We start from the raw sequence: 22,109 nt of genomic DNA on the forward strand, positions 1-22,109 counted from the left end.
GCCATGACACGGTGTAACAGTCTTGCAAGCGCGATGACCTGCCAGGGCCGCGCCTCTGCCGTGCGCTCGACGGGCGCTGCGGCCATCCGGCTGGAGTCTGCTGCGTTTGCTTAAGGTCGACCCAACCTCGTTGTCCGATGACGACCTTCTGGACCGCTATCAGCGCGCCGCGTTCGACTATTTTCTCGAAAACGTGAACCCCGACAACGGGCTGGTCGCAGATACTTCACGGCCGAACACGCCGGCCAGCATAGCCGTCGTCGGCTTTGCGCTGTCCTGCTATCCCATCGGCGTCGAGCGCGGATGGATGACGCGCGAGGCGGCTGTGAAGCTGACGCTTGCCGCGCTGCGTTTCTTCTGGACCAGCCCGCAAGGCAATGGCGACGACGTCACCGGCCACAAAGGCTTCTACTACCATTTTCTCGACATGCGGACCGGCCGGCGTGTCTGGCGCTGCGAACTGTCGATGGTGGACACCGCGCTGCTGATGGCCGGCGTGCTCCTGGCAGGCGCCTATTTCTCGAGCGACGGCGAAGACGAGCGCGAGATCCGGGACCTGGCCGAGGCGCTGTATCGGCGCGTCGACTGGCGGTGGGCACAGGGCAGCACGCCCACCTTGCGGCAAGGCTGGAAGCCGAAGAGCGGCTTTCTCCATTATGGCTGGGAAGGTTACAACGAAGCGACGATCCTCTACGTGCTGTCGATGGCCTCGCCCGACAGCCCAAGCTCGGATGACAGCTATGTCGGCTGGACGGCGACCTATCAATGGGAAAACATCTACGGCTACGATGTGCTCTATGGCGGTCCGCTGTTCATGCATCAGTTCTCGCATGCCTGGATCGATTTCGCCGGCATCCGCGACGCCTTCATGCGCGAGAAGAACTCGGATTATTTCGAAAACAGCCGGCGCTCGACCTACCTGCATCGCGACTATGCGCGGCATAACCCTTATGACTATGACGGCTATGATGAGAACCTGTGGGGACTTTCCGCGGGCGACGGGCCAGGCGGCTTTCGCGCCAGTATAGCGCGTCGGCCTTACCGTTTTTCAGGATATGCGGCGCGCGGCGCTCCTTTCGGGCCAGATGACGGGACGATCGCTCCGTGGTCCTGTCTGGCATCGCTGCCTTTCGCGCCGGACATCTGCCTGGCGGCGTTGCGCCATCTCGGAGATCGTTACCCTGAGGTGATCGACAATTTCCGACTGCCGAGCGGCTTCAATCCGACATTGGCGAACCGGCGAAAATTCGGCCGGCATGGCTGGGTGTCGCAAGGCCACTACGGGTTGGACCAGGGCATCGTGGTGATGATGATCGAGAACCACCGCTCGCGTCTGATCTGGGAGTTGATGCGGTCCAACCAGCACATCCGTCGCGGCCTGGGCAAGGCGGGTTTCACGGGTGGATGGCTGTCGCAGCCGGCAAGCCCGGCGCCAGGTGGCCGCAATGTCGCATGAAAAGACAAAAGCAGCTGCTTTCCCTGTCGACCGCAACGACGCCGAACTGATCAGGGGCGCGCATCCGCCGCGCTGGCGCAACCCCGATCCGACAGGACCGTACAATCTCGTCGTCATCGGTGCCGGCCCCGCCGGGCTGACCGCGGCCCGCGAAGCGGCGGGCCTCGGCGCAAAGGTTGCACTGATCGAGCGCAGCCTGATCGGCGGTGTTTGCATCAATGTCGGCTGCATTCCGTCGAAAGCGGTCATCCGCACTGCCAGGCTCTATGCCGACATGCGCGATGCCGGGAATTTTGGCGGCGACACGCCAAAACATGTTCGCGTCGATTTTCAGCGCGCGATGACGAGGATGCGGCAGATCCGGCGGCGGATCAGCCACGCCGATTCGGCCGAGAGCCTGGCTTCCGAAGGCATCGACCTCTACTTCGGCGAAGCGCGATTTTCCGGGCCGGACTCGATTCTGGTCGCCGGGCAAACCCTGCATTTCAGGAAGGCGCTGGTCGCCACGGGAGCGCATGCGCGCCTGCCGACGATTCCGGGCCTCACCGAGGCCGGCTATCTCAGCAACGAGACCATGTTCGATCTTGCCGACTGCCCGAAGCGGCTTCTGGTGATTGGCGGCGGGCAGCTTGGCTGCGAGATGGCGCAGGCGTTCTGCCTGTTCGGCGCGAACGTCATCCTGGCGCAGCGCGATCCGATGTTTCTGCCCGGCGAAGAGCGCGACGCCGCCCAGATCCTTTCGGACGCGCTGGCGCGCGAAGGGGTGGAGGTTCGCCTGAACACCGAAGTGGTGGCAGTGCGGACAGCGGGTGGGAAGAAGCTCGCCGACCTGATGCGGGACGACGAGACGTCGACGATTTCCGTCGACGAGATCGTCACCGGCATCGGCCGGTCGCCCAATGTCGATGGTCTCGACCTGGAAACCGCTGGGGTAGTGTACGATGCCGACGGCATCAAGGTGGATGATTACCTGCGAACCACAAATCCGCGCATCTACGCGGCCGGCGACGTTTGCCTCGAACACAAGTTCACGCATACCGCGGAGGCGACAGCCCGCATCGTCGTGCGGAACGCGCTGTTTTTCGGGCGCGGAAAGCTGAGTGAACTGGTCGTCCCCTGGTGCACCTACACCGATCCGGAGATCGCCCATGTCGGCCTCTATCCGGCGGAGGCGCGCCAGAACGGCGTCCCGGTCAAGACCTATACGGTGCTGATGCACGATGTCGCCCGGGCGGTGATGGACGGCGAGGAGGAGGGTTTTGTCAAGATCCACGTCAGGGAAGGCTCCGACCGCATCCTCGGTGCCACGGTCGTCGCCTCCCATGCCGGCGAGATGATCAACGCAGTGTCGCTCGCCATCAGGTCGGGCATGGGACTGCATGCGCTGGCCGATGTCATCCACCCCTTCCCGACCCAGGCACAAGGCATAAAGATGGCCGGAGACGCGTATCGGCGAACCCGGCTCACCTCGTTTTGGAAGCATCTGGCGGGACGCTGGCTGGCATGGGTCAGGCGATGATCCTCGCGCCCTGCCGGCATGCATTCTGACCGGGGGGCGCGAGGCTGGCGCACCGGACATTCAAAGGGGTGCCAGCGCTTGACGAAAGCCCCGTTCGGCTGAACAAGTCGATGCTGATTCTTGTGGCTCGGGACCGTCGTGAATGCCGTCTGGAACAAAGCCTTCAGCGCAGCGCCCGACGCAAGGTCCTGGGCGTTCGCCATGAACCCCATAGGCGCGCGACCGGACGATACTATCTCCGCGGGGAACGCCGAGAGGCGTGTGCTGGTCGTGTCTCACGATCCGGCCTTTCCCCCGACTTCTGGCGCCGACCTGAGGAACTACCGCAACGCCGAGGCGGCAGCCGAATTCGGTCCCGTCTGCCTGGTGTCGGTGCGGCCGCAGGCCGCCGTGCCGCGACCAGCCGATGCACCGATCCGCATCGAGGCCTTGTCGATCGAAGGCGAGGCCCGCACCCGTTCGATCGGGTGGTGGCGCATGGGAGCGGAGCAGCGCATTTCACGCTCCGCCCTGGCACGGCTCGAGGCACTCGTTCGAGACTTCCGCCCCGACACGGTGCTGGTCGAGGGCATCGGGCTGTTCAAGCTGCTGCGGCCCTTGAGACCACTGACCAAACAACTCATTCTCGACATGCACAATGTCGAGTCCGACCTGGCGGGACAGTTGCGGCGCGTCGATGCGGCGCGATCCGCCGCCGCGGTGATCGCCACGAGCCTGGGCATCAGGCATCTGGAGAGAAAGGCGCTGGCCATTGTCGACAGGGTCTGGGTCTGTTCGACCAGCGATCGCGAAAGGCTGATGGCCGTTTGCCGGCGCAAGGTGCCGATCGATGTCGTTGCGAACGGAATTCCGCACGCTGGCGACATTCCCGAGACGCTGCCCGCCGAAGCCGTGCCCGACAACGGCTTTCCGGAGATCCTGTTTGTCGGCCATCTCGGCTATCCTCCAAACGTCGATGCCGCCGAACGATTGGCCGGCGCCATACTGCCCCGCATCCGACAGGCTTTTCCAACGGCGAGACTGGTCCTTGCCGGACGCAGCCCCAAGCCAGCGGTGCGGGCGCTGGCCCGATTGCCTGACGTGGAGCTCGTCGAGGACCCGCAAGACGTGGCGCCACTGCTGTCCAGGGCGCATCTCAGCATCATCCCGCTTACGGCAGGCGGCGGCACGCGCATCAAGATCCTGGAGGCTATGGCCTGGGGCGTGCCGGTGATCGCGACACCGCTGGCGGCCGAGGGCCTGGACCTGGTCGAGAATGAAGAGGTGCTGCTGTCGGATACCGATGAAGGGCTTGCCGAGATGGCCGTCGGACTTTGCCTGGACGCTGAACGCAGGGCACTGCAGCGCATTCGCGCGCATCGAGCGGTATGGGCAAGATTTGGCCCGCGAGCCATCCGCAATGCCGTCCACGGCGGGCTAGGACTGGACGAGGCCGGCGCATGATTCCACCGATCCTTCACCAGACATGGAAGAGCCGCAGCGTCAATCGTGCAATTCCCGCGATATCGGCGGACCAATCGAAAAACCGGAGAACGTGACCTCAAAGCCCTCGCGTTGCGGCGAACAGCACATCATGCCGACATCGACCGTCTTCGAGACCGGAAAGTAGGCAAGCCGCACAGGCTTCCAGTGGCCGTCGGAAGCGTCGAGATACTGGATACGAATCGTCTCGGCATGGCGGGTCAACCGGATCCTGACCCCGTCCGGACTGGCCGGAATGGTGGCCAGCGACCAGTCCGAGGCATCGTTGGTGACGACGACGGAAAAGTACATCACGCCGTCGGTATACTCGATGCCGGCCTTGACCCAATGCGTTTCGCTGAGCCGAACCATCAATCCGGCCTGGTCGTAGAGCACCTCGTAGCGCCCGTCGACGGTAACCTCGGCGGTGAAATCGCCCTCGACCGGCCGGTACATAAAGTGGCCGTTGTCGCGCCAGAAACCGTAGAAGGTCTCGCGCCAGAAGTCGGTCTCCTTGCCGGTGCGCACGCGAACGGCATCGCCCTCGATGGAATGCTGGGGCGGCGGATTGAGCCAGGTCAGGTCCTGCAATGTCATCGCGTTGCGCCCGTCCGGTCCCTTGATGCGTCGGCTCGCCGGCCCGATCAGCCGGCGCCCGATTGGTCTGCGCCCGTTTAGCCTGCGCGCGTTTAGCCTGCGAATGTGTAAGCCGTCTTCACGGTGGTGTAGAATTCCGCCGCATAGCGGCCCTGCTCGCGCGGGCCATAGCTCGACCCCTTGCGCCCGCCGAAGGGAACGTGGAAGTCGACACCCGCCGTCGGCAGATTGACCATCACCATGCCGGCCTCCGAATTGCGCTTGAAGTGGGTGGCATGCTTGAGGCTCGAGGTGCAGATGCCCGACGTCAGCCCGAAAGGCGTGTCATTGGCGACGGCCAGCGCCTCGTCATAGTCCTTGACGCGGATGACGCTGGCAACAGGCCCGAAGATCTCCTCGCGCGAACTGCGCATGGCGTTGGTGGCCTGCGTCAGCAGCGCCGGCTGCAAGAAGAAGCCCGGCGTCTTGCGATCGAGCCTCTCGCCGCCGAAGGCGAGCGTAGCCCCTTCCCTGACGCCGATGGCGATATAGTCCTCATCCTGCTTCAACTGTGTCGCGTCGACGACCGGACCGATCTGGGTCTGCGCGTCGAGCGCGTCGCCGACGACCAGTTTGCTCATGCGATCCTTGAGGGCATCGACGAAACGGTCGTGGATGCCGTCGGTCACAATCAGCCTGGACGAGGCCGTGCAGCGCTGGCCGGTCGAGAAGAAGGCGCCATTGAGCGCGCAATCGACAGCCGTTGCGAGATCGGCATCGTCGAGCACGACCAACGGGTTCTTGCCGCCCATTTCGAGCTGAAACTTGCGCATGTGCTCGATGCTTGCGGCGGCGACGCGCTTGCCGGTGCCGACCGAGCCGGTGAAGGTGATGGCGTTGACATCGGGGCTGTCGAGCATCGCCTGGCCGACCACCGAGCCCTTGCCCATGACGAGGTTGAGCACGCCCTTCGGCAGGCCGGCGCGATGCAGGATGTCGACGATGGACCATGCGCTCTCGGGAACCAGTTCAGCCGGCTTGAAGACGATGGTGTTGCCATGCGCCAACGCCGGAGCGATCTTCCAGGCCGGAATGGCTATCGGGAAATTCCACGGCGTGATGATGCCGACCACGCCGACCGCTTCGCGGGTGATCTCGACGCCGACGCCCGGCCGAACGCTTGGCACGACCTCTCCGACCAGGCGCAATGTTTCGCCGGCAAAGAAATCAAATATCTGGGCGGCGCGAATGGTCTCGCCGATCCCTTCGGCCAGCGTCTTGCCTTCCTCGCGCGCCAGGTTGCGGCCGATCTCGTCCTTGCGCGCCATGATCTCGTCCGCGGTCTTTTTCAGCACCGCGTGGCGCGCCAGCGGACCGGAACGGGACCAGGCCGGAAACGCCGCCTTGGCGGCGGCGATCGCCTGCTTGGCCTGCTCGGCTCCCGCCGAGGCATATTCGCCGACGACGTCACCGGTATCCGAGGGGTTGATGTTGCGGGAACCGGCGTCGCCGACCCATTCGCCATCGATGAGGTTTTTTCGAAACTGAGCCATGTCCTGGTCTTTCCTGCTGATTGGCCGCGCGGCGGCATCTGTCTGAATTGGTATTTGCCAGACAATTGCCTTGCGGGAAAGCACGCACTGGCCGGGTCGCCGCGACAAAAATCCCCAGCCTGCCATCGCACCGATCATGCGGCAGCGACGGCGCGCCATTGACAGCCAGCCCGGCTAACATCCACCAGCCACCCCGAGGGGCTCAAACGAATTGCTCTGTACACAAATGTCCATAGCCTTGATTTGCCCAATGCGGCGTGCCATGCGTCGTGTTGATGGCGGCACTCGAAACGACGATCCAGCGCGCCGGCGCCACCGGCAACATCAAGGCCACTCGCGAAGACTGGCTGAAGCTTGCGCTTGAAACGTTGATCTCCGATGGTGTCGAACGCGTCCGCGTGCTGACGCTTGGCCAGAAGCTCGACGTCTCGCGCTCGAGCTTCTACTGGTACTTCAAGAGCCGGCAGGATTTGCTCGACCAGTTGCTGGACTACTGGCGGCAGACCAACACCAGGTTCATCGTCGAGCGCGCCGGACGACCTTCCGCGACCGTCATCCGCGGGGTGATGAGCATTTTCGAATGCTGGGTGGACGAGAGGCTGTTCGATCCCCGGCTGGATTTCGCGATCAGGGCCTGGGCTCGTCGCTCCCCCGCCATCAGGCGCGCGCTCGACGAGGCCGACGAGGAGCGCGTCAACGCCATCCGCGACATGTTCATGCGCCATGGCTATGACGAGGAAGACGCGTTCGTGCGGGCCCGCATCCTCTATTTCATGCAGATCGGCTATTACTCGCTGGAGCTCGACGAACCGATGAGCAGCCGCCTGGCACACGTCGCCTCGTATCTGCGCAGCTTCACTGGCCAGGAGCCGCCGGCAGAAGATGTCGAGGACTTCGCGCGCTACGTCGAGAAGACACTTTCCGGCAAGCGATAGACACGGCCGGCGGGCCGGCCTGGCCAGACGCTTTCCCAGACGACATACGTAGGATGCCTATCCCCATAGCCAGCACACCACCCTGCTCGGGATCAACTTCGCGACGTACTAGACAAACGCCAGAGCGAGTTCGTCGGCCGCCGCTCGCTGTTCACCGAGGAGGCCTCGCGGCGACCGCATGCAGCTTGTCGGGCTGACGGTGCCCCAAGGTGAAGCCCCGCTGCCGACTGGCGCGCACGGCATCAGACGTAGCGACGGCAAGCTACACAGCCAGGGCTTTGTCACATCGAGCTACCAGAGCCCGACGCTCGGACGGCCGGTCGCGCTTGGCCTGATCGAACGTGGCGCGGCCCGCCACGGCGAGGCGATCGAAATCCAGCATCTCGGCAAGGTCAGGACGGCGACGATTGCCGCGCCTTGCGCCTTCGACCCGGCAGGAGAGCGGCTGCATGCGTGATCTCGCGGAAAAATGGTCCGTCGCGCCGGACTGGCAGTCGGCGGTCATCACCGCGCCCGGCCTTGTGGTGCGCGCGATCTCGGATCTCAATCAGCTGCTGGTCAGCGGCGATCTCGACGCCTGGGCGCGGGTATCCGGTATGGACGGGACTGGCGTAGGTGCGTTTGGGGCGACGCAGGGCGACCGCTATGCGGCGCGGCTAGCGCGCGACCGGCTGCTGGCCGTGTCGAACAGTCCGCTCGCTATCGCCAAGGGCTGGCACGCAGAAGGCTTCGCCGTGACGGAGATCAGCGCCGGGTTGCAGGTGTTCGAGGTCGAAGGCCCGGCGCTCAACGCTTTCATCGCGCGAGGGACGACGCTCGACCCCAGCCAAGCGAGTGCGAGTGCCGCGCTTTCCTTCGCCGGCATCAACGCCGTCGTCTATCGCCATCAGGACAGGCTGCGCGTCCATGTCGACCGCGGTCTTGCCGCCTATCTCTGGACGTGGATGGAGCAGGCCGCCGGCCACATCGCGGCCGGTTCATCAAATTAGCCAGCCTTGATCGCGCTCAGAGCGTGAACGACCAGAACAGGCACGCCAGCGTCGCGGCGGCGAAAACCACGAAGAACAGGCTGCGCAGCAGCACGTTGCGGCGCAGTTCGTTCATGACGAAATGGCACCCGATCACTGCCACCGCAAACAGGAACCGCCAGTTCAGCAGCGCCCCCAAAACCCCGCTCTGGCCGAACGCCCATCGGGCGGCGAGACCGCCGACGATGGTCGCAAGCAGCACGATCACCGTCCAGAACAGGGCGTCGGCGGCATGGGTCAGGACAATGCTGGCCGCGCGGATCGGCAGGATCATCATCAACAGCGCGCTGAAGAAATAGACGGCAGCCAGCGGAATGAACGTCCCGGCATCGGCGATGCCGTCGAGGCGCCTGACGCCGATCGCGCCATAGGGATAGCCGTGCCTGGCCACCGCCAGGCTCAGCGCCATGAGCAGAGCGGTCAACACGGCGACGAGTGCGAAGGTCGTGAGGGCTTTGCTCATGGTGTTCCTGTCAAACGAATCAGACAGGAACAGATGTAACCGGCGGTCGTAAATTGCGCGTAAGCGAAGTTGCCGCAGTGCGGATTTCGATCTTGCCGCAATCCGCCTGGCGGCAGGCTACTCGGCGGCGATCCTGCCTGCCGAGCGGTTGGCCAGCACGAAGCCGACCTCATCGACCGCCTGCGCCGCGCGCTTCAGGATCGCCTCGGAGCGCAGCACGCCATCGGTGAAATCCCTGTCGGTGGCGTAGACAGCGGTGGGCAGCGTGAAGGCTTCGAAGAAGCCGAACAGCGGCCGCAACTGGTGCTCTACGATCAGGGCATGGCGCTCGCCGCCGCCGGTCGCGGTCAACAGAATGGGCTTTCCCCGCAACGCGGCCGGGTCGATCAGGTCGAAGAAATGCTTGAACAGGCCGGTGTAGCTGCCCTTGTAGGTCGGCGAACCGACGACCAGCACGTCGGCGGCGAGGATCTGAGCCAGGATCGGTTGGGCCTGGCCGTCAAGATCGCGGGCCCATCGTGCCGTACCGAGCGATGGGCCGACATCCTCAATGTCGTAGGTGCTCGCCGACAGGCCATGGCGCGTGGCGATGTCCCTGGTGACGAGATCGACGAAGGCGCGCGTCTTTGACGGCCGGGTGATGTTGCCGGAAAAGCCGACGACGGTTGGATTTGACATGGCAGTGGCCTCTTGGATGGTCGAGTTTTGCCGAGGTGGGCCGTCCGCCCACCGGTGGAAAATCAGCTCCAGGCGTGCAGCGGCGGGTTTTCGCCGTTGAGGAAATACTTGCCGAGGATCGAATATTTCCAGCGTACCGGATCATGCAGCGTGTGGGTGCGGGCATTGCGCCAATGCCTGTCGAGATTGTGCTCGGCCAGCGTCGAGCGTGTACCCGCCAGTTCGAACAGCTTGTTGGTGGCGGCGATGGCGATCTCGGTCGACAGGATTTTTGCTTCGGCCGTGATGATCTGCGCATGCGCCACCGTCTCGGCGGTCGGCTCGGCCACCGCACGGTCGATTGCCAGGCCGGCCTTTTCCAGCAGCGCCTGCGCCGCGTGCAGGCGCAGCGTCAGGTCACCGATGGCCTGGATGGTGTAGGGATCATCCCAGGCATTGTCGACGCCGCTGTCGATCCAGGCACGGCTCCTGGTCCTGACGAAGTGAACCGTCTCGTCGATCGCCGCCTGGGCGATGCCGGTGTCCACCGCCACCTGGATGATCTGGAAGATGGCGCCGTCGGCGGTTGGTTTGTCGTAGCCCTTGTAGCCGGGCACCAGATGTGTCTTCGGCACCTTGACGTTGTCGATGATGACGGTGCCGGACAGCGTCGTGCGCTGGCCGAAGCTCGACCAGTCGTCGATGACCGTCAGGCCGGGCGCTCCACGGTCGGCGATCGCATACCAGGCGCGGCCCTCGTCATCGAGCGCGACGATCGGCACCAGATGGGCGAGCAGGGCACCGGACGAATAGAATTTGCGGCCGTTGACGACCACATGATCGCCGGCGTCGGTGAAGCGGGTCTCGAAATCGGCAGCTCGCTTGGAGCCGAACTCCGAAAAGGCATTGCCGAACCGCGTGCCTTTCAGCACTTCGGCGAACAGCAGCTTCTGCTGATCCTTGTCAGACACGGTGCGGATGGCGGCGACGACGCCGAGATGGTTCTGGGCGATCTGGCCGATCGAGGAATCCGCCGCCGAGATGATCTCGATCACCTTCGCCAGCGTCGCGTAGGACAGTTCAGGGCCACCGAATGCCTTGGGCACATTGATCGACCACAGACCGCTCTGCGAAAATGCATCGAGTTCGGCAACCGGCCATATCCGCTCGCGGTCGCGTTTTGAAGAGTCCTTGACGAATTCGGCGGCGAGCCGCTGGGCGACCGCGATCGCCTCGGCGTCGTTCTTGATGATATGCGCCGGTTTCGCTGGCCTTGCGACTGGCGGCACGGCGGCGGAAGCCTGGTCTGTCTTGACGGTCGAAACGGTCATTTCACTGCTCCTTCGGATTTGTTTCAGGCAACGGCATGGAGATGAGCGGGCTTGACGGCAGGCGATGCCTGCTGCCCGAGATAGAAGGCCCGCACGTCCTCGCGCTGGCGAAGATCGGCGGCGGCGCCTGAAAGAACCGAGACGCCGTTTTCGAGCACTGTGGCGTGGTCGGCATATCCGAGAGCCACAGCCGAGTTCTGCTCCGCGACCAGGATCGACAGGCCGGTCTCGCGATTCAACTTTCTGAGCGTCTGGAAGATGTCCTGCACGATGAGCGGGGCGAGCCCCATCGACGGTTCGTCGAGGACAAGCAGACGCGGCCGCGACATCAGCGCCCGGCCAATCGCGGTCATCTGCTGTTCGCCACCGGAGGTAAGCCCGGACAGTGTCCGGCGCTTTTCCCTGAGGCGAGGGAAATAGCCGTAGATCCGCTCGAGATCCTGGTTGATCTCGGTACGGCGGCCGCTGCGGCCGATACCGCCGGCGACCAGGTTCTCCTCGACCGTAAGGCTCTTGAAGCAGTGACGGCCCTCCAGCACCTGGACAAGGCCGGCGCGCACGAGATCGCCGGGCTTGCGGCGCGAGACATCCGCGCCGTCGTAGCGGATGGTGCCGGCGTTGACCTGGCCGCGCTCGGCCGGCAGCAGGTTGGAGACGGCCTTCAGCGTGGTGGTCTTGCCGGCGCCGTTGGCGCCAAGCAGTGCCATGATCTCGCCGCGCCTGATCTCGAAACTGACGCCGTGCAGCGCCGTGATGGCGTGGTTGTAAGTGGCGTGGACCGTGTCCACGGCAAGGATGACGTCATCATTCGGCATGGCTCTCATTCCGTGGTTCGAGGAACCGAAGCAGGCGGGGCGCCACGGAACCTGTCCGCGGCGCCCGGCATGGCTGATCAGTTGGTGGTCACGGCGTCGGCATTGTCGGCGGTGCGCAGCTTGATGCCTTTCTCGGCGGCATAGGCCTCGGCGGACTTCTCGATGATCGGCCGCAACAGCGCCCAGTCCGGTGCGATCCAGTCGGAGACAACGTTCCACTTCTTGCCGTCCCACTGCTGGAAGGTCACGTAGCCTTCGCCTTCGTGATTGTCCCAGCTGACATTGATCGAGTGGAACAGGTCCTTGGCGCCGAGGGCCTCGACCTTGGCCGGATCGAGCTTGAGATGCTCGAAGCCCCAGCGGACTTCGTCACCGGTCAGCGTGCGGTGGCCGAACTTTTCCTGCGCGACGCGGATCGCCTCGACATTGAGGATGCCGTTGACGATGCCGAGGTTGTGGTAGACCGAGCCGATGCGCGACTTGTCTTCCAGATTGCCCTTGCCGGCGCCGTAGACCGTCTTCACGATCTCCTGCACCACAGGATAGCTGTTGCCGGTGGCCTGGGTGGTGATGGCGGTGTAGCCCTTGGCGGCATCGCCGGCCGGGATGACGTCCTCTTCGGAATTCGACCAGACATTGCCGACGATGTGGTCGACGGGATAGCCGACCTTGACCGCCGTCTTCAGCGCCACAGGGTTCATCACGCCCCAGCCGCGCAGGACGACGAAGTCCGGCTTGGCGCGGCGGATGGTCAGCCACTGCGACTGCTGCTCGTTGCCGGGATGCGGCACTTCGATCTGCTGCACGGTGAAGCCGTATTTCTGCGCCAGCAGTTCATAGATCGGGATGGTCTCCTTGCCGTAGGGCGAGCCGTGATAGAGCACGACGATCTTCTTGCCCTTCAGCTTGTCGATGCCGCCCTCCTTGGAGGCGATGTAGTTCACGATGCCTGACGTCTCGCTGTAGGGGTTGAGCAGCAGCGGGAAGACGTAGGGGAAGACGCGTCCGTCGGTGGAGTCGGTGCGGCCGTGGTTGACCGTGATCAGCGGCACCTTGTCGGCGGTGATGCGGTCGATCATGGCATAGGCGATGCCGACCGAGAGAGGGTTCCAGGCGGCGGCGCCGGCATGGCTCTTCTGCCGCTCGTAGCATTCGACGCCGCGCTCGACCTCGTACTGGGTCTCGCATTCGTCCCAGGTCAGCTTGACGCCGTTGACGCCGCCGTCGCGGATGTTGATGAGGTTGAGATAGTCGATGAAGCCGCCGAAGAAGCCGGTGCCGCCGGCCGCATAGGGCCCGACGCGATAGCTCTGCAGCGGGAAATACTGTTCGTCGGCGTGGGCGGCGGGCAAGGCCGCCGACACGATCATCGCCGCGGACAGCGCCGCCGCCTTGACTGTGCTCAGGAAGGTCATGGTCGAGGTACTCCCGGTAAGGGCCGTCTTGGATTCGGCCTCTGGTTCATTTTCGAATGCATGGAGCTCATGTCGACTGCCAGGCGAACAGGAGCCGTCTTCGGACCCTGTCCCACAGGGCCACAAGCCCGTCGGGTTCCAGGATCAGAAACAGGATGATGAGCGCGCCCAGCACGATGCGCTGGCTCATGTCGAGCACGCCCGAGTCAAAGAGATCGCCGAGCAGGAAGCCGCCGAGGCGAGACAAGCCAAGCGGAAAGACGACGATGAGGGCGGCGCCGAAAAAGGCACCGCGGATCGAGGCGAGGCCGCCAATGATGATGATGAACAGGATCTGGAATGACCGATCGAGATCGAATCCGGCCGGCTCGACGGTCCTGAGATAGGCGAAGGCCCAGATGACGCCGGCGACGCCGATGATGAAGGACGAGATGGCGAAGGCCAGCAGCTTGGTCTTCAGCACCGGTATGCCGATGATACGGGCGGCGGTTTCATTGTCGCGGATGGCGATGAAGTTGCGCCCGGTCTGCGACGAGACCAGCCGGTGGGCGAAGAAGGTTAGGATGGCGACGATGGTCAGCGCAAAGAGATAGCGGCCGATGGCGTCATCGAGCGCAAAGCCGGCTATCGACAGTCTCGGCGCATCGATGACGCCGGAAGCCGAGTCATTGGAGAACCAACTGAACTTGGTCAGCACCCATTGCACGAAGAACTGCGCGGCAAGCGTCGAAACCGCGAGGTAGAAGCCTTTCAGGCGCAGGCTTGGCAGGCCGAAGACGATGCCGATCGCGGCGGCGACGAGGCCGGCCGGGACAATGCTGCCGACGAGCGGCAGGCCCTCGACCCGCAGGTTGAAATTATAGGCGGCGAAGGCGCCCGCCGCCATGAACGCGGCACTGCCCAGCGAGACCTGACCGGCATAGCCGGTGAGGATGTTGAGTCCGACGCCAGCGAGGCTGAGTGCCAGGAACGGCAACAGGATGGCCTCGAACAGGTAGCTCGAGCCGATCAGCGGCACGACGCCATAGGCGAAGGCGAGCAACAAGACGGGCACGATCCATTTCGGCAGCGTCGGCGCGGACGGAAACTCGCTGGCGATCGCGGTCATGGCTCAGATCCTTTCCACGAGCTTCTGGCCGAACAGGCCGGAAGGACGGATCAGCAGGAAGGCGAGCGCGACGACATAGGCGAACCAGCTCTCGATGCCGCCGCCGAAATAGTCGCCGATATAGACCTCGGCGAGCTTCTCGCTGGCGCCGATCAAGAGCCCGCCGACGATGGCGCCAAGGATGGAATCGAAGCCGCCCAGCACCAGCACCGGCAACGCCTTGAGCACCACCAGGGACAGCGAGAACTGCACCCCGAGGCGGGCGCCCCAGAGCAACCCCGCCACCAGCGCGACGAGGCCGGCAGCAGCCCACACGGTGGCCCAGATCAGCGGCAGCCTGAGGCCGACGGCGAGTGCGGCGAACTGGTCGTCGGCGACGGCGCGGAAGCTAAGGCCGATGCGGGTGTAGCGGAAGAACAGTGACAGCAGGAGAACCATGCCGGCGGCGACAACCGCCGCGAAGATGTCGAACTGGCTGATCAACACGCCGCCGACTTCCAGCGGCACGTCCTCGATGCCGAGGTCGAGACCGTGGACCTGCGTGCCCCAGATCAGCTGGGCGGCGCCCTCGATGATGTAGGAGAGGCCGAGCGTCGCCATGAACAGGGTGATCGGGGGCTTGTTGGTCAGCGGCCGCAGCACCGTGCGCTCGATGGCGACGCCCATCGCCACCATGATGGCGAAAGTGACCGCCAGCGCCAGCGCGAACGGAATGCCGCGCTCGACGAGGCTGACGAAGGTGAGGGCCGCGAACAGGAGCATCGCGCCTTGCGCGAAATTGAGCACGCCCGAGGTCTTGTAGATCAGCACGAAGCCGATCGCGACCAGCGAATACATGACGCCGGAGAGCAGGCCGCCGACGAGCACTTCGATGAAGAACTGGTAGTCGAAGTCGGCGATCATATGCCTGCCCCGCCCTCATTGTCCGAGGCGACGCCGAGATAAGCATCGATGACGCGCTGGTCGTTCCTGACTTCCTCGGGCGTTGCGTCGGCGATCTTGCGGCCGTAGTCGAGAACGGCAATACGGTCGGACAGACCCATGACGACGCCGACATCATGCTCGATCAGCACTACGGTGGTGGCGAAGCGGTCGCGCGCGGCGCGGACGAAGACCGCCATCTCGCTCTTTTCGCCTGCGGTCATGCCAGCCATCGGTTCGTCGAGCAAAAGCAGGCGCGGCTGCGCCACCAGTGCGCGGGCAAGCTCAACCCGCTTCTGCAGCCCATAGGGCAGCGTGCCGGCGAGGCGATCGCGAACCGCGGTCAGGTCGAGGAATTCGAGGATCTGGTCGGCACGGCTCAGAGAGTCGCGCCGCTCGCCGCGCGACCGGCCGATGCCAAGCACCTGGCCGGCAAAGTTCGAGCGGATTTTGTAGGCGAGACCGGACGCGACATTGTCGAGGACGCTGAGGCCCTTGAACAGAGCAAGGTTCTGAAAAGTCCTGGCGACGCCGAGATGTGCCAGCCGCTGCGTCGGCACCTGGTCATAACCAACGCCGTCGAGCCGGACATGGCCCCGGTCTGGACGGTAGACGCCGCTGATGACGTTGATCAGCGAACTCTTGCCGGCGCCATTCGGGCCGATAATGGCGCGGATCTCGCCGGGGCGAACCGAAAGATCCACCTCGGCCAGCGCGACGACGCCACCAAATGACAGACCGATGCCCTGAAGCGAAAGCAGCGGGGCGGCGGCGGCGGCGCCGAACCCTGTCGGCTCGCTAGGACCCTCGGGCTGCTGCCGCGGCCCCGGGATGGACGGCAGACCGCGCGCAAAGACCTCCGGCGCATAGACCGAAGCCTCCATCACTCCGACAGCATAACTGGCCAACGGCATTCCAATCGTCCTCGATTGCTTCAGCAGGCGCACAATCCCCATTGCTGCTCGATGGATCGAGCGCGCCTGGGAACCTTCATTCGTGCTGGCCGGAGCCTGTCCGGTCAGACTTTGCGGTGGCTATTCTGCCGCCAGCGATGCTGCCGCCTCGGCGCCCTCCAGCTCGCGCACGAGCGGGATGACATGCTTGCCGAAATAGTCGACCTCTTCCTGGAAATGCAGGAAGCCGAGCAGGATGAGATCGGCGCCAGCGCGCTTCAGATCGACGATGCGCTCGGCGACTTGCCTGGGCGTGCCGATCAGGTTCGAGCGGAAGCCGTCATTGTACTGGACCAGATCGTCGAAGGACGACTTCGCCCAGTTGCCTTCGCCTTCCGGCGAGGCCTTGCCGGCATTCTTGACCTCGTGGCCAAAGGCGTTGACCGCCTCGGGATTGGCCTTGGCGATGATTTCGGCAAGCACCGCCTTTGCCTCGTCCTCGGTCTCGCGGACGATGGCGAAGGCATTGACGCCGACCTTGACGGAATGGTTGCTGGCCTTCGCCTTGGCCTGGATGTCGTCCACCTGTCTGGCGATCTCGGCCGGCGTGTTGCCATTGGTGAAATACCAGTCCGAGACCCGGGATGCCATGTCGCGCGCGGCGCGTGAGGAACCGCCCTGGAAGATTTCGGGCAACGGCTGCGGCGGTTTCGGCTTCAGCGAATAGTCGTTGAAGCGGTAGAAATCGCCGCGGAAGGTGAAGCTGTCTTCAGTCCATATTCCGCGCAGCGCACGGATGAATTCCTCCGAGCGCCGGTAGCGCTCGTCATGGTCGAGCCAGTGTTCGCCGATGGCGTGGAACTCGCCACGGAACCAACCGGAAACGATATTGACCGCGACACGGCCGTTGGTCAGGTAGCTGATGGTGGCGATCTGCTTTGCCGCCAGCGCCGGGTTCCACGGTCCGGGCAGGATCGCCGCGATGACCTTGAGCGTGGTGGTCGCAGCCAGCAGATCATGGCTGAACGCCACCGATTCATGCTGTTCGTCGGCGCCGTAGCCGGCGGTGAAGCGTATCTGGCTGAGCGCATAGTCGAAGCCAGCCTTCTCGGCGATCTGCGCCAGCTTTCGGTTGTACTGCGCCGAATGGTTGGTGCGCTGCTCGATGTTGGAGATCACCAGGCCACCAGAGACATTCGGCACCCAGTAGGCGAATTTGATCGTGTCGGTTCCTGCGTGCGCCATGAACTTTCTCCCATTCAGGCCGTCTCGTTGCTCGATCCGACCGCAGCCGGATTTCCCAATATTTATTATGTTTATAGAATATATATACAAAGAAGGATTTTCTATTTTTGGGGGCCTTCGCAGGACGAAAATACCAATTTTGACCGGCCGCGCCGGCCTGCGGTTGTCAGCTCTCGACCGGTGCGTGAGAAGCCTTGGCTCCGACGGCCTCGGGTGACGGACGCGTGTCGAGCAGTTTTGCAACCACGGCTGCAACCGCCTGGGCATGGCGGGCGACTTCCGGCAAGCCCATGAGTTCACCGAAAGTCCCCCGCGCCAGTGGACCGGTGATGAAGAGTGTGGCGACCGCCCTGCCATCCCTGCCGACGGCGCGGCTGTCGAGACCCGTCTCGATACCCAGACCGTACTGGTCGGCCCTGATCAGCCCGGCTTCAGCCAGCGAGCGCAATGCCGGATTGAGCTGAAGCGCCCGCCCATGTGCCGGACCCGTGGTGTTGATGACCGCATCGAAGCGTGCCGTCTGGATCCGCGTCTGCCCGCGCTGCCGAAAGCTGACCGCAAGGCCGTCGTCCTCATGGTTCGACGCGACAAGCCTGGCCGCGATGTTTTCGAATGTGCCGGTGGCGGCCCGGCGATCGAGCACGGCCGCGACCTGCGGTGCGATCCTGAAGCGATGCACGTCCCAGAACACGCGCAGCTGGCGGACCAGCCTTGCCCGCTCCCGCGGGGCAAGCGCGGCCCACAGCACCGGCCCCTGCAAGCGCAACTGGTCGAACACGGACTGCCAGTTGACATTGGCGGCACGCGCCGCCGCCAGCGTCGCGCGAACATTCTCAAGCAAGCCGAGGGCGGTTGCCGCCGGTGCCGAGGCAAAGTCGCCGAAGGGCTCGCTCCTCACATCCGGATGGCCGCGAGAGCGCAGGCCGCGACGAGACAGCGCCATGATGCGGCCGCGATGGCCGCGGCGATCAAGTTCGGCAACCATGTCGGCCGAGGTCAGCCCGGAACCGACGATCAGCACCGAAGCATCCGGCCCGATCGCGGCAAGCCCGCCCGAGGCATATGGGTCGGCGACGAACCCCGGCGCTTCCGCCAGCGAGGTCAGCGCGGCGGGAATTTCGGGCAGTGGATGCGTCGCCGCCAGAATGACCACGTCAGCGGCGACCGGCCCGGCGGAGGTGTGTACGGTCCAGCCCGCGCCTTTGGGGTCATGTATCACGCGCGTGGCGCGGCCTTCGACGTGACGGATCACGCCCGAGTCGAGATAGGGCGCCAGGTGCTCGGCGACATAGCGGCCGAACACGCGCCGCCGCGGATAGGCGTCGCCATTCTTCCAGATGGCGTCGGGGTCGCGCTCGAGTTCCCCACTGCCAGCCAACCAGCGGGCAAAGTGCTGCGGATCATCCGGAGCCATGCTCATTCTGATCGCCGGTACATTGACCCGGTGCGACGGCTCCTCGCTGGAATAGGCAAGGCCGCCGCCAAGCACCGCTCGCGGCTCGATCACGGAAATCGACATGTGTGCCGGCCGATGTGTCCACGCCAGGTGCCAGGCCACCGCCGCGCCGGAAAAGCCGCCGCCAATTATGGCGACGCGCAACCGGCGGCCCGGAAGAAGCGCGTTCATGAGGCGCTGGCGAGCGACTTCGGCCGATGGTCGCCGGCGATGGTCTCGCCGAACGGGCCGGTGTTGACGGACGAGCCGGTGGCTTTCACCGGATGATCGGTCGGCAGTTTCGGCAGCACCAGCTCACCGAAACGATAGGCTTCTTCCAGGTGCGGGTAGCCCGACAGGATGAAGGTGTCGATGCCGAGGCGCCGGTATTCGTCGATGCGCTCGGCGATCGTGTCGGGATCACCGACGAGTGCCGTCCCGGCGCCGCCGCGCACCAGTCCGACCCCGGCCCACAAATTGGGCGCGATCTCGAGCTTGGCGCGGTTGCCGCCATGCAACGCGCTCATCCGCGCCTGGCCGACCGAATCCATGCGGGCAAAGACCTTCTGCGCCGAGGCGATCGTCGCATCGTCGAGCCGGCTGATCAGGCTGTCCGCCGCGGCCCAGGCCTCCTCGGTCGTTTCACGCGCGATGACATGCAGGCGAATGCCGAAGGAGAGCTTGCGGCCGGCCTTCTCGGCCAGCGCGCGCACGCTGTCCAGCTTGCGCTCGACATCGGCCGGAGGCTCGCCCCAGGTCAGGTATTTGTCTATCTCTTGCGCCGCCACCACGGATCCGGCTTCGGACGAGCCGCCGAAATAGAGCGGCGGGTATGGCGTCTGCACCGGCGGAAACAGCAGCCGGCCGTCTTCGATATGGAAATGCTTGCCTTCGTGCTCGACCGTCTCGCCGCGCAGCAAGCGCTTGTAGATCCGCAGGAATTCCTGCGTCACCTCGTAACGCTCGGCATGCGACAGGAAGATGCCGTCGCCCTTGTTCTCGAGCGGATCGCCGCCGGTCACCACATTGATCAGCAGGCGCCCGTTGGAGATGCGGTCGAGCGTCGCCGTCATACGCGCGGCCAGCGTTGGCGACTGCAGGCCTGGCCGGACGGCGACAAGGAAGCGCAGCCGTTCGGTCAGCGGCGCCAGCGCCGATGCGATCACCCAGGAATCCTCGCACGACCGGCCGGTCGGCAAGAGCACGCCATAGTAACCGAGCGTGTCGGCGGCCTTCGCCACTTGCGTCAGGTAGGGCAGATCGACCGATCTGCCGCCCTCGGCGGTGCCGAGATAGCGGCTGTCGCCATGCGTCGGCAGAAACCAGAGAACCTTGATGCGGTCCGGAATGTCGCGGCTCATGGCTTGCCTCCCGTCGTTTGATGGCGGTGGTTGGTTATGTCTGACGGGATTGAGGGCGGGCGAACAAAGGTAGGCATGGCGTGGTCCTGTCCAGGGGAAAACCAGATTGCCAGAGCAGATTGCTTATTCTATAAAATCTGTAGAGTTAGTCTATTCTAAATCCAGCGGCATAATTGGAAATTCTCTCCGCCCGATCGAAACTCATCGGCTGCCAGGCGTTGCTCGGGCGACCAGCGCGCCGAACACGGCGCTTGCCGAGCTTTCCGGACGCCGCGCCGATGGGCGACGCCAGTCATGGCCCGGCTCAGGTGCTTTCCGGATTGCATTCCAATATAACCCGACCATTTCTGGTGAACGAAGACGCGGATTTCCCATGGACCTGGATCCTTCGACGCTCAATCGCGCTCATCCGCTGCGCGATCAGATCTATCACCAGATCCGCAACTTGATCGTCGTCGGGCAGATGAAGCCGGGAGAAGTGATCAACGAGGTGGCTATCGCTGAAGCGCTCGGCGTCTCGCGCACCCCCGTGCGCGAAGCGGTCAAGCGGATCAGCGATGAGGGCCTGGTCAAGATCCTGGCGCAGACCGGCACCTATGTCGCGCCGATCAGCCGGGCCGACCTGGAAGAAGCCTATGTCATCCGGCGGGCCCTGGAGATGGAAAGCGCCAGGCGCGCGGCCGCCAAGTTCACGGCGGCAGCCAGCGCGCTGCTGGAAGAAAATATGGCGGCGCACCGGCTTGCCATATCGCGCGGCAGATATGCCACGGCGATACAGCTCGACGACATCTTTCATCGCACCATCGCCGAGATCTGTGGCATGCCGATGATCTGGCGGGCCGTCGACATTTCCAAGGCGCAGATGGATCGCGGCCGCTATCTCGCCATCCCCAAGCCCGGCTACGGCGAACAGACGATCGAGCAGCATGAGGCCATTCTCGACGCGCTCAAGCGCCACGACGCCGAGGGCGCCTCGCAAGCGATGGAACACCATCTCGAAACGTCTTTACGCAACACGCTCGAGGTCGCCGCCGATCTCCTCGGCTGACAGCCGCGCTCGCGCATTCCGCGCGGCCGCCCGCTGGAGGTCGACGAGGCCGCCGTCAGGTCGGCTGGGTCGAGATGATTACACCCGGCAACCGCCTTCAGCTGTCGCGAAGCTTCTCTTTCGCAATTCGCCAGGCCTGCTCCACATGTCGCCGGGCGGCTGCTTCGGCGTCATCGCCGCGATGCGACTTGATGGCGTTCATGATGACGGTCATTTCGGCGATCGCGGCTTCGCGACGGTTCTCCGAAGCGATCGTCATGGAACGCAGGTGGTTGATGCGGACGTTCAGGCCCTGGACGATCTCCCAGGCGATGCGCTTGTCAGCGGCATCGAAAAGCACTTCGTAGAACTTCGTCGTCGCCCGCATCACTTCGATCGGTTTCGCCGACGCCCACGCCTCAAGCAGGTTTTGCAGCGACCGCTCGAGGTCCGCGATCTGATCATCCGTCGCCGTCAGGGCGGCGGCACGCGCCGCGATGCCTTCCATCAGCGCGCGCAACTCATAGATCTCGTCGGTGCGGCTGAGATCGGGCCGGGCCACGGCGGGTCCATGACCCGGTATCATCTGGACGAGGCCTTCCGTCTCCAGCTGCCGCAGAACCTCGCGCACAACCGAGCGGCTGACCCCCAACTGGTCGCAAAGCGGTCGCTCGACCAGCCTTTCGCCGGGCTGGAAGTGGAACTCCATGATCGCTTCGCGCATGCGCTCGAGCGCCAGCGTTCTGAGCGTCTTGGTGGACCGTTCGATCCTGAGCGTGTCGTCGGCCAATTCACGTACCTCCCAGAACGCAAAGAACAGATTCGGCAATCCGTTGACAAGGGCTTTGGTCTTCAATAGTATGGTATACCATAAGATGATCGGCAGAAAGAGGAACCTTGTCTGGACCTC

General features: G+C 64.3%; 21 protein-coding genes. 7 read left to right on the plus strand and 14 right to left on the minus strand.

Going from position 1 to position 22,109, the window contains the following annotated elements:
* Positions 1-106: 106 nt before the first annotated feature.
* The 3 genes from AC56QP_RS15625 (at position 107) to AC56QP_RS15635 (ending at position 4,418) form a co-directional block, all read left to right on the plus strand.
* Entirely contained in the window at positions 107-1,456 is a 1,350-nt protein-coding gene (locus AC56QP_RS15625; RefSeq protein WP_489859097.1) for a glucoamylase family protein, read from the plus strand.
* Positions 1,446-2,975, plus strand: coding sequence for a mercuric reductase (locus AC56QP_RS15630; RefSeq protein WP_489859096.1), 1,530 nt, complete (start codon positions 1,446-1,448; stop codon positions 2,973-2,975). The genes AC56QP_RS15625 and AC56QP_RS15630 overlap by 11 nt, the downstream gene beginning before the upstream one ends.
* A 201-nt stretch (positions 2,976-3,176) precedes the next feature.
* Positions 3,177-4,418 carry a glycosyltransferase family 4 protein gene (locus tag AC56QP_RS15635; RefSeq protein WP_489859095.1) on the plus strand — a complete coding sequence of 414 codons (1,242 nt, stop codon included), beginning with the start codon at positions 3,177-3,179 and terminating at the stop codon, positions 4,416-4,418.
* A 39-nt stretch (positions 4,419-4,457) separates the two neighbouring features.
* Here AC56QP_RS15635 and AC56QP_RS15640 read toward each other — a convergent pair whose 3' ends face one another.
* Both AC56QP_RS15640 and AC56QP_RS15645 read right to left on the minus strand, forming a co-directional pair.
* Positions 4,458-5,033, minus strand: coding sequence for a DUF1349 domain-containing protein (locus AC56QP_RS15640; protein WP_489859094.1), 576 nt, complete (start codon positions 5,031-5,033; stop codon positions 4,458-4,460).
* Positions 5,034-5,125: 92 nt separating this feature from the next.
* Positions 5,126-6,565 carry an aldehyde dehydrogenase family protein gene (locus AC56QP_RS15645; protein WP_489859093.1) on the minus strand — a complete coding sequence of 480 codons (1,440 nt, stop codon included), beginning with the start codon at positions 6,563-6,565 and terminating at the stop codon, positions 5,126-5,128.
* Positions 6,566-6,840: 275 nt separating this feature from the next.
* Between AC56QP_RS15645 and AC56QP_RS15650 the strand changes: the two genes are divergently transcribed.
* From AC56QP_RS15650 to AC56QP_RS15660, 3 genes are all read left to right on the plus strand, one after another.
* Complete coding sequence (locus tag AC56QP_RS15650; protein WP_489859092.1) at positions 6,841-7,500, plus strand: TetR/AcrR family transcriptional regulator; 660 nt, start codon at positions 6,841-6,843, stop codon at positions 7,498-7,500.
* Positions 7,501-7,678: 178 nt separating this feature from the next.
* Positions 7,679-7,957, plus strand: a complete 279-nt coding sequence (locus tag AC56QP_RS15655) for a glycine cleavage T C-terminal barrel domain-containing protein (protein WP_489859091.1) — start codon at positions 7,679-7,681, stop codon at positions 7,955-7,957.
* A complete protein-coding gene (locus tag AC56QP_RS15660; protein ID WP_489859090.1) occupies positions 7,950-8,489 on the plus strand; it encodes a hypothetical protein in 540 nt (179 codons plus the stop codon). The genes AC56QP_RS15655 and AC56QP_RS15660 overlap by 8 nt, the downstream gene beginning before the upstream one ends.
* Before the next feature lie 16 nt (positions 8,490-8,505).
* Here the strand turns inward: AC56QP_RS15660 and AC56QP_RS15665 are convergent, their stop codons facing one another.
* From AC56QP_RS15665 to ssuD, 11 genes are all read right to left on the minus strand, one after another.
* Positions 8,506-8,991, minus strand: coding sequence for a hypothetical protein (locus tag AC56QP_RS15665; protein WP_489859089.1), 486 nt, complete (start codon positions 8,989-8,991; stop codon positions 8,506-8,508).
* A 117-nt stretch (positions 8,992-9,108) separates the two neighbouring features.
* Positions 9,109-9,669, minus strand: a complete 561-nt coding sequence (gene msuE, locus AC56QP_RS15670; protein WP_489859088.1) for an FMN reductase — start codon at positions 9,667-9,669, stop codon at positions 9,109-9,111.
* A 62-nt stretch (positions 9,670-9,731) separates the two neighbouring features.
* Positions 9,732-10,979 carry an SfnB family sulfur acquisition oxidoreductase gene (locus tag AC56QP_RS15675; protein ID WP_489859087.1) on the minus strand — a complete coding sequence of 416 codons (1,248 nt, stop codon included), beginning with the start codon at positions 10,977-10,979 and terminating at the stop codon, positions 9,732-9,734.
* A 23-nt stretch (positions 10,980-11,002) separates the two neighbouring features.
* Positions 11,003-11,794 (minus strand): ABC transporter ATP-binding protein, encoded by a 792-nt coding sequence (locus tag AC56QP_RS15680; protein WP_489859086.1) that lies wholly within the window; start codon positions 11,792-11,794, stop codon positions 11,003-11,005.
* A 77-nt stretch (positions 11,795-11,871) separates the two neighbouring features.
* On the minus strand, positions 11,872-13,209 hold the full coding sequence (locus AC56QP_RS15685) for an ABC transporter substrate-binding protein (protein WP_489859085.1): 1,338 nt from the start codon (positions 13,207-13,209) through the stop codon (positions 11,872-11,874).
* A gap of 67 nt (positions 13,210-13,276) precedes the next feature.
* Positions 13,277-14,317, minus strand: coding sequence for a branched-chain amino acid ABC transporter permease (locus tag AC56QP_RS15690; RefSeq protein ID WP_489859084.1), 1,041 nt, complete (start codon positions 14,315-14,317; stop codon positions 13,277-13,279).
* Between the two features lie 3 nt (positions 14,318-14,320).
* On the minus strand, positions 14,321-15,220 hold the full coding sequence (locus tag AC56QP_RS15695) for a branched-chain amino acid ABC transporter permease (RefSeq protein ID WP_489859083.1): 900 nt from the start codon (positions 15,218-15,220) through the stop codon (positions 14,321-14,323).
* Positions 15,217-16,152, minus strand: a complete 936-nt coding sequence (locus tag AC56QP_RS15700) for an ABC transporter ATP-binding protein (RefSeq protein ID WP_489859082.1) — start codon at positions 16,150-16,152, stop codon at positions 15,217-15,219. Before AC56QP_RS15700 ends, AC56QP_RS15695 begins: the two co-directional genes overlap by 4 nt.
* A gap of 120 nt (positions 16,153-16,272) precedes the next feature.
* Positions 16,273-17,376 (minus strand): dimethylsulfone monooxygenase SfnG, encoded by a 1,104-nt coding sequence (gene sfnG / locus AC56QP_RS15705; RefSeq protein ID WP_489859081.1) that lies wholly within the window; start codon positions 17,374-17,376, stop codon positions 16,273-16,275.
* Between the two features lie 166 nt (positions 17,377-17,542).
* Positions 17,543-19,003 (minus strand): FAD/NAD(P)-binding protein, encoded by a 1,461-nt coding sequence (locus AC56QP_RS15710; protein WP_489859080.1) that lies wholly within the window; start codon positions 19,001-19,003, stop codon positions 17,543-17,545.
* Positions 19,000-20,172, minus strand: a complete 1,173-nt coding sequence (ssuD, locus tag AC56QP_RS15715) for an FMNH2-dependent alkanesulfonate monooxygenase (protein WP_489859079.1) — start codon at positions 20,170-20,172, stop codon at positions 19,000-19,002. Before ssuD ends, AC56QP_RS15710 begins: the two co-directional genes overlap by 4 nt.
* A 373-nt stretch (positions 20,173-20,545) precedes the next feature.
* Here ssuD and AC56QP_RS15720 point away from each other — a divergent pair, with 373 nt between their 5' ends.
* Entirely contained in the window at positions 20,546-21,220 is a 675-nt protein-coding gene (locus AC56QP_RS15720) for a GntR family transcriptional regulator (protein ID WP_497104049.1), read from the plus strand.
* A gap of 97 nt (positions 21,221-21,317) precedes the next feature.
* Here the strand turns inward: AC56QP_RS15720 and AC56QP_RS15725 are convergent, their stop codons facing one another.
* On the minus strand, positions 21,318-21,989 hold the full coding sequence (locus tag AC56QP_RS15725; RefSeq protein ID WP_489859077.1) for a GntR family transcriptional regulator: 672 nt from the start codon (positions 21,987-21,989) through the stop codon (positions 21,318-21,320).
* Positions 21,990-22,109: the final 120 nt, after the last annotated feature.

This window comes from Mesorhizobium sp. RCAM 05104 (genome assembly GCF_059683645.1).

Coding starts and splice junctions, on each gene's coding strand:
- AC56QP_RS15655 (WP_489859091.1), top strand. CDS start 7,679: ATGCAGCTTGTCGGGCTGACGGTGCCCCAAGGTGAAGCCCCGCTGCCG.
- msuE (WP_489859088.1), bottom strand. CDS start 9,669: ATGTCAAATCCAACCGTCGTCGGCTTTTCCGGCAACATCACCCGGCCG.
- AC56QP_RS15685 (WP_489859085.1), bottom strand. CDS start 13,209: ATGACCTTCCTGAGCACAGTCAAGGCGGCGGCGCTGTCCGCGGCGATG.
- AC56QP_RS15630 (WP_489859096.1), top strand. CDS start 1,446: ATGTCGCATGAAAAGACAAAAGCAGCTGCTTTCCCTGTCGACCGCAAC.
- AC56QP_RS15650 (WP_489859092.1), top strand. CDS start 6,841: ATGGCGGCACTCGAAACGACGATCCAGCGCGCCGGCGCCACCGGCAAC.
- AC56QP_RS15680 (WP_489859086.1), bottom strand. CDS start 11,794: ATGCCGAATGATGACGTCATCCTTGCCGTGGACACGGTCCACGCCACT.
- AC56QP_RS15720 (WP_497104049.1), top strand. CDS start 20,546: ATGGACCTGGATCCTTCGACGCTCAATCGCGCTCATCCGCTGCGCGAT.
- AC56QP_RS15675 (WP_489859087.1), bottom strand. CDS start 10,979: ATGACCGTTTCGACCGTCAAGACAGACCAGGCTTCCGCCGCCGTGCCG.
- AC56QP_RS15700 (WP_489859082.1), bottom strand. CDS start 16,152: ATGCCGTTGGCCAGTTATGCTGTCGGAGTGATGGAGGCTTCGGTCTAT.
- AC56QP_RS15640 (WP_489859094.1), bottom strand. CDS start 5,033: ATGACATTGCAGGACCTGACCTGGCTCAATCCGCCGCCCCAGCATTCC.
- sfnG (WP_489859081.1), bottom strand. CDS start 17,376: ATGGCGCACGCAGGAACCGACACGATCAAATTCGCCTACTGGGTGCCG.
- AC56QP_RS15710 (WP_489859080.1), bottom strand. CDS start 19,003: ATGAACGCGCTTCTTCCGGGCCGCCGGTTGCGCGTCGCCATAATTGGC.
- AC56QP_RS15660 (WP_489859090.1), top strand. CDS start 7,950: ATGCGTGATCTCGCGGAAAAATGGTCCGTCGCGCCGGACTGGCAGTCG.
- AC56QP_RS15695 (WP_489859083.1), bottom strand. CDS start 15,220: ATGATCGCCGACTTCGACTACCAGTTCTTCATCGAAGTGCTCGTCGGC.
- AC56QP_RS15645 (WP_489859093.1), bottom strand. CDS start 6,565: ATGGCTCAGTTTCGAAAAAACCTCATCGATGGCGAATGGGTCGGCGAC.
- AC56QP_RS15690 (WP_489859084.1), bottom strand. CDS start 14,317: ATGACCGCGATCGCCAGCGAGTTTCCGTCCGCGCCGACGCTGCCGAAA.
- AC56QP_RS15665 (WP_489859089.1), bottom strand. CDS start 8,991: ATGAGCAAAGCCCTCACGACCTTCGCACTCGTCGCCGTGTTGACCGCT.
- AC56QP_RS15635 (WP_489859095.1), top strand. CDS start 3,177: ATGAACCCCATAGGCGCGCGACCGGACGATACTATCTCCGCGGGGAAC.
- ssuD (WP_489859079.1), bottom strand. CDS start 20,172: ATGAGCCGCGACATTCCGGACCGCATCAAGGTTCTCTGGTTTCTGCCG.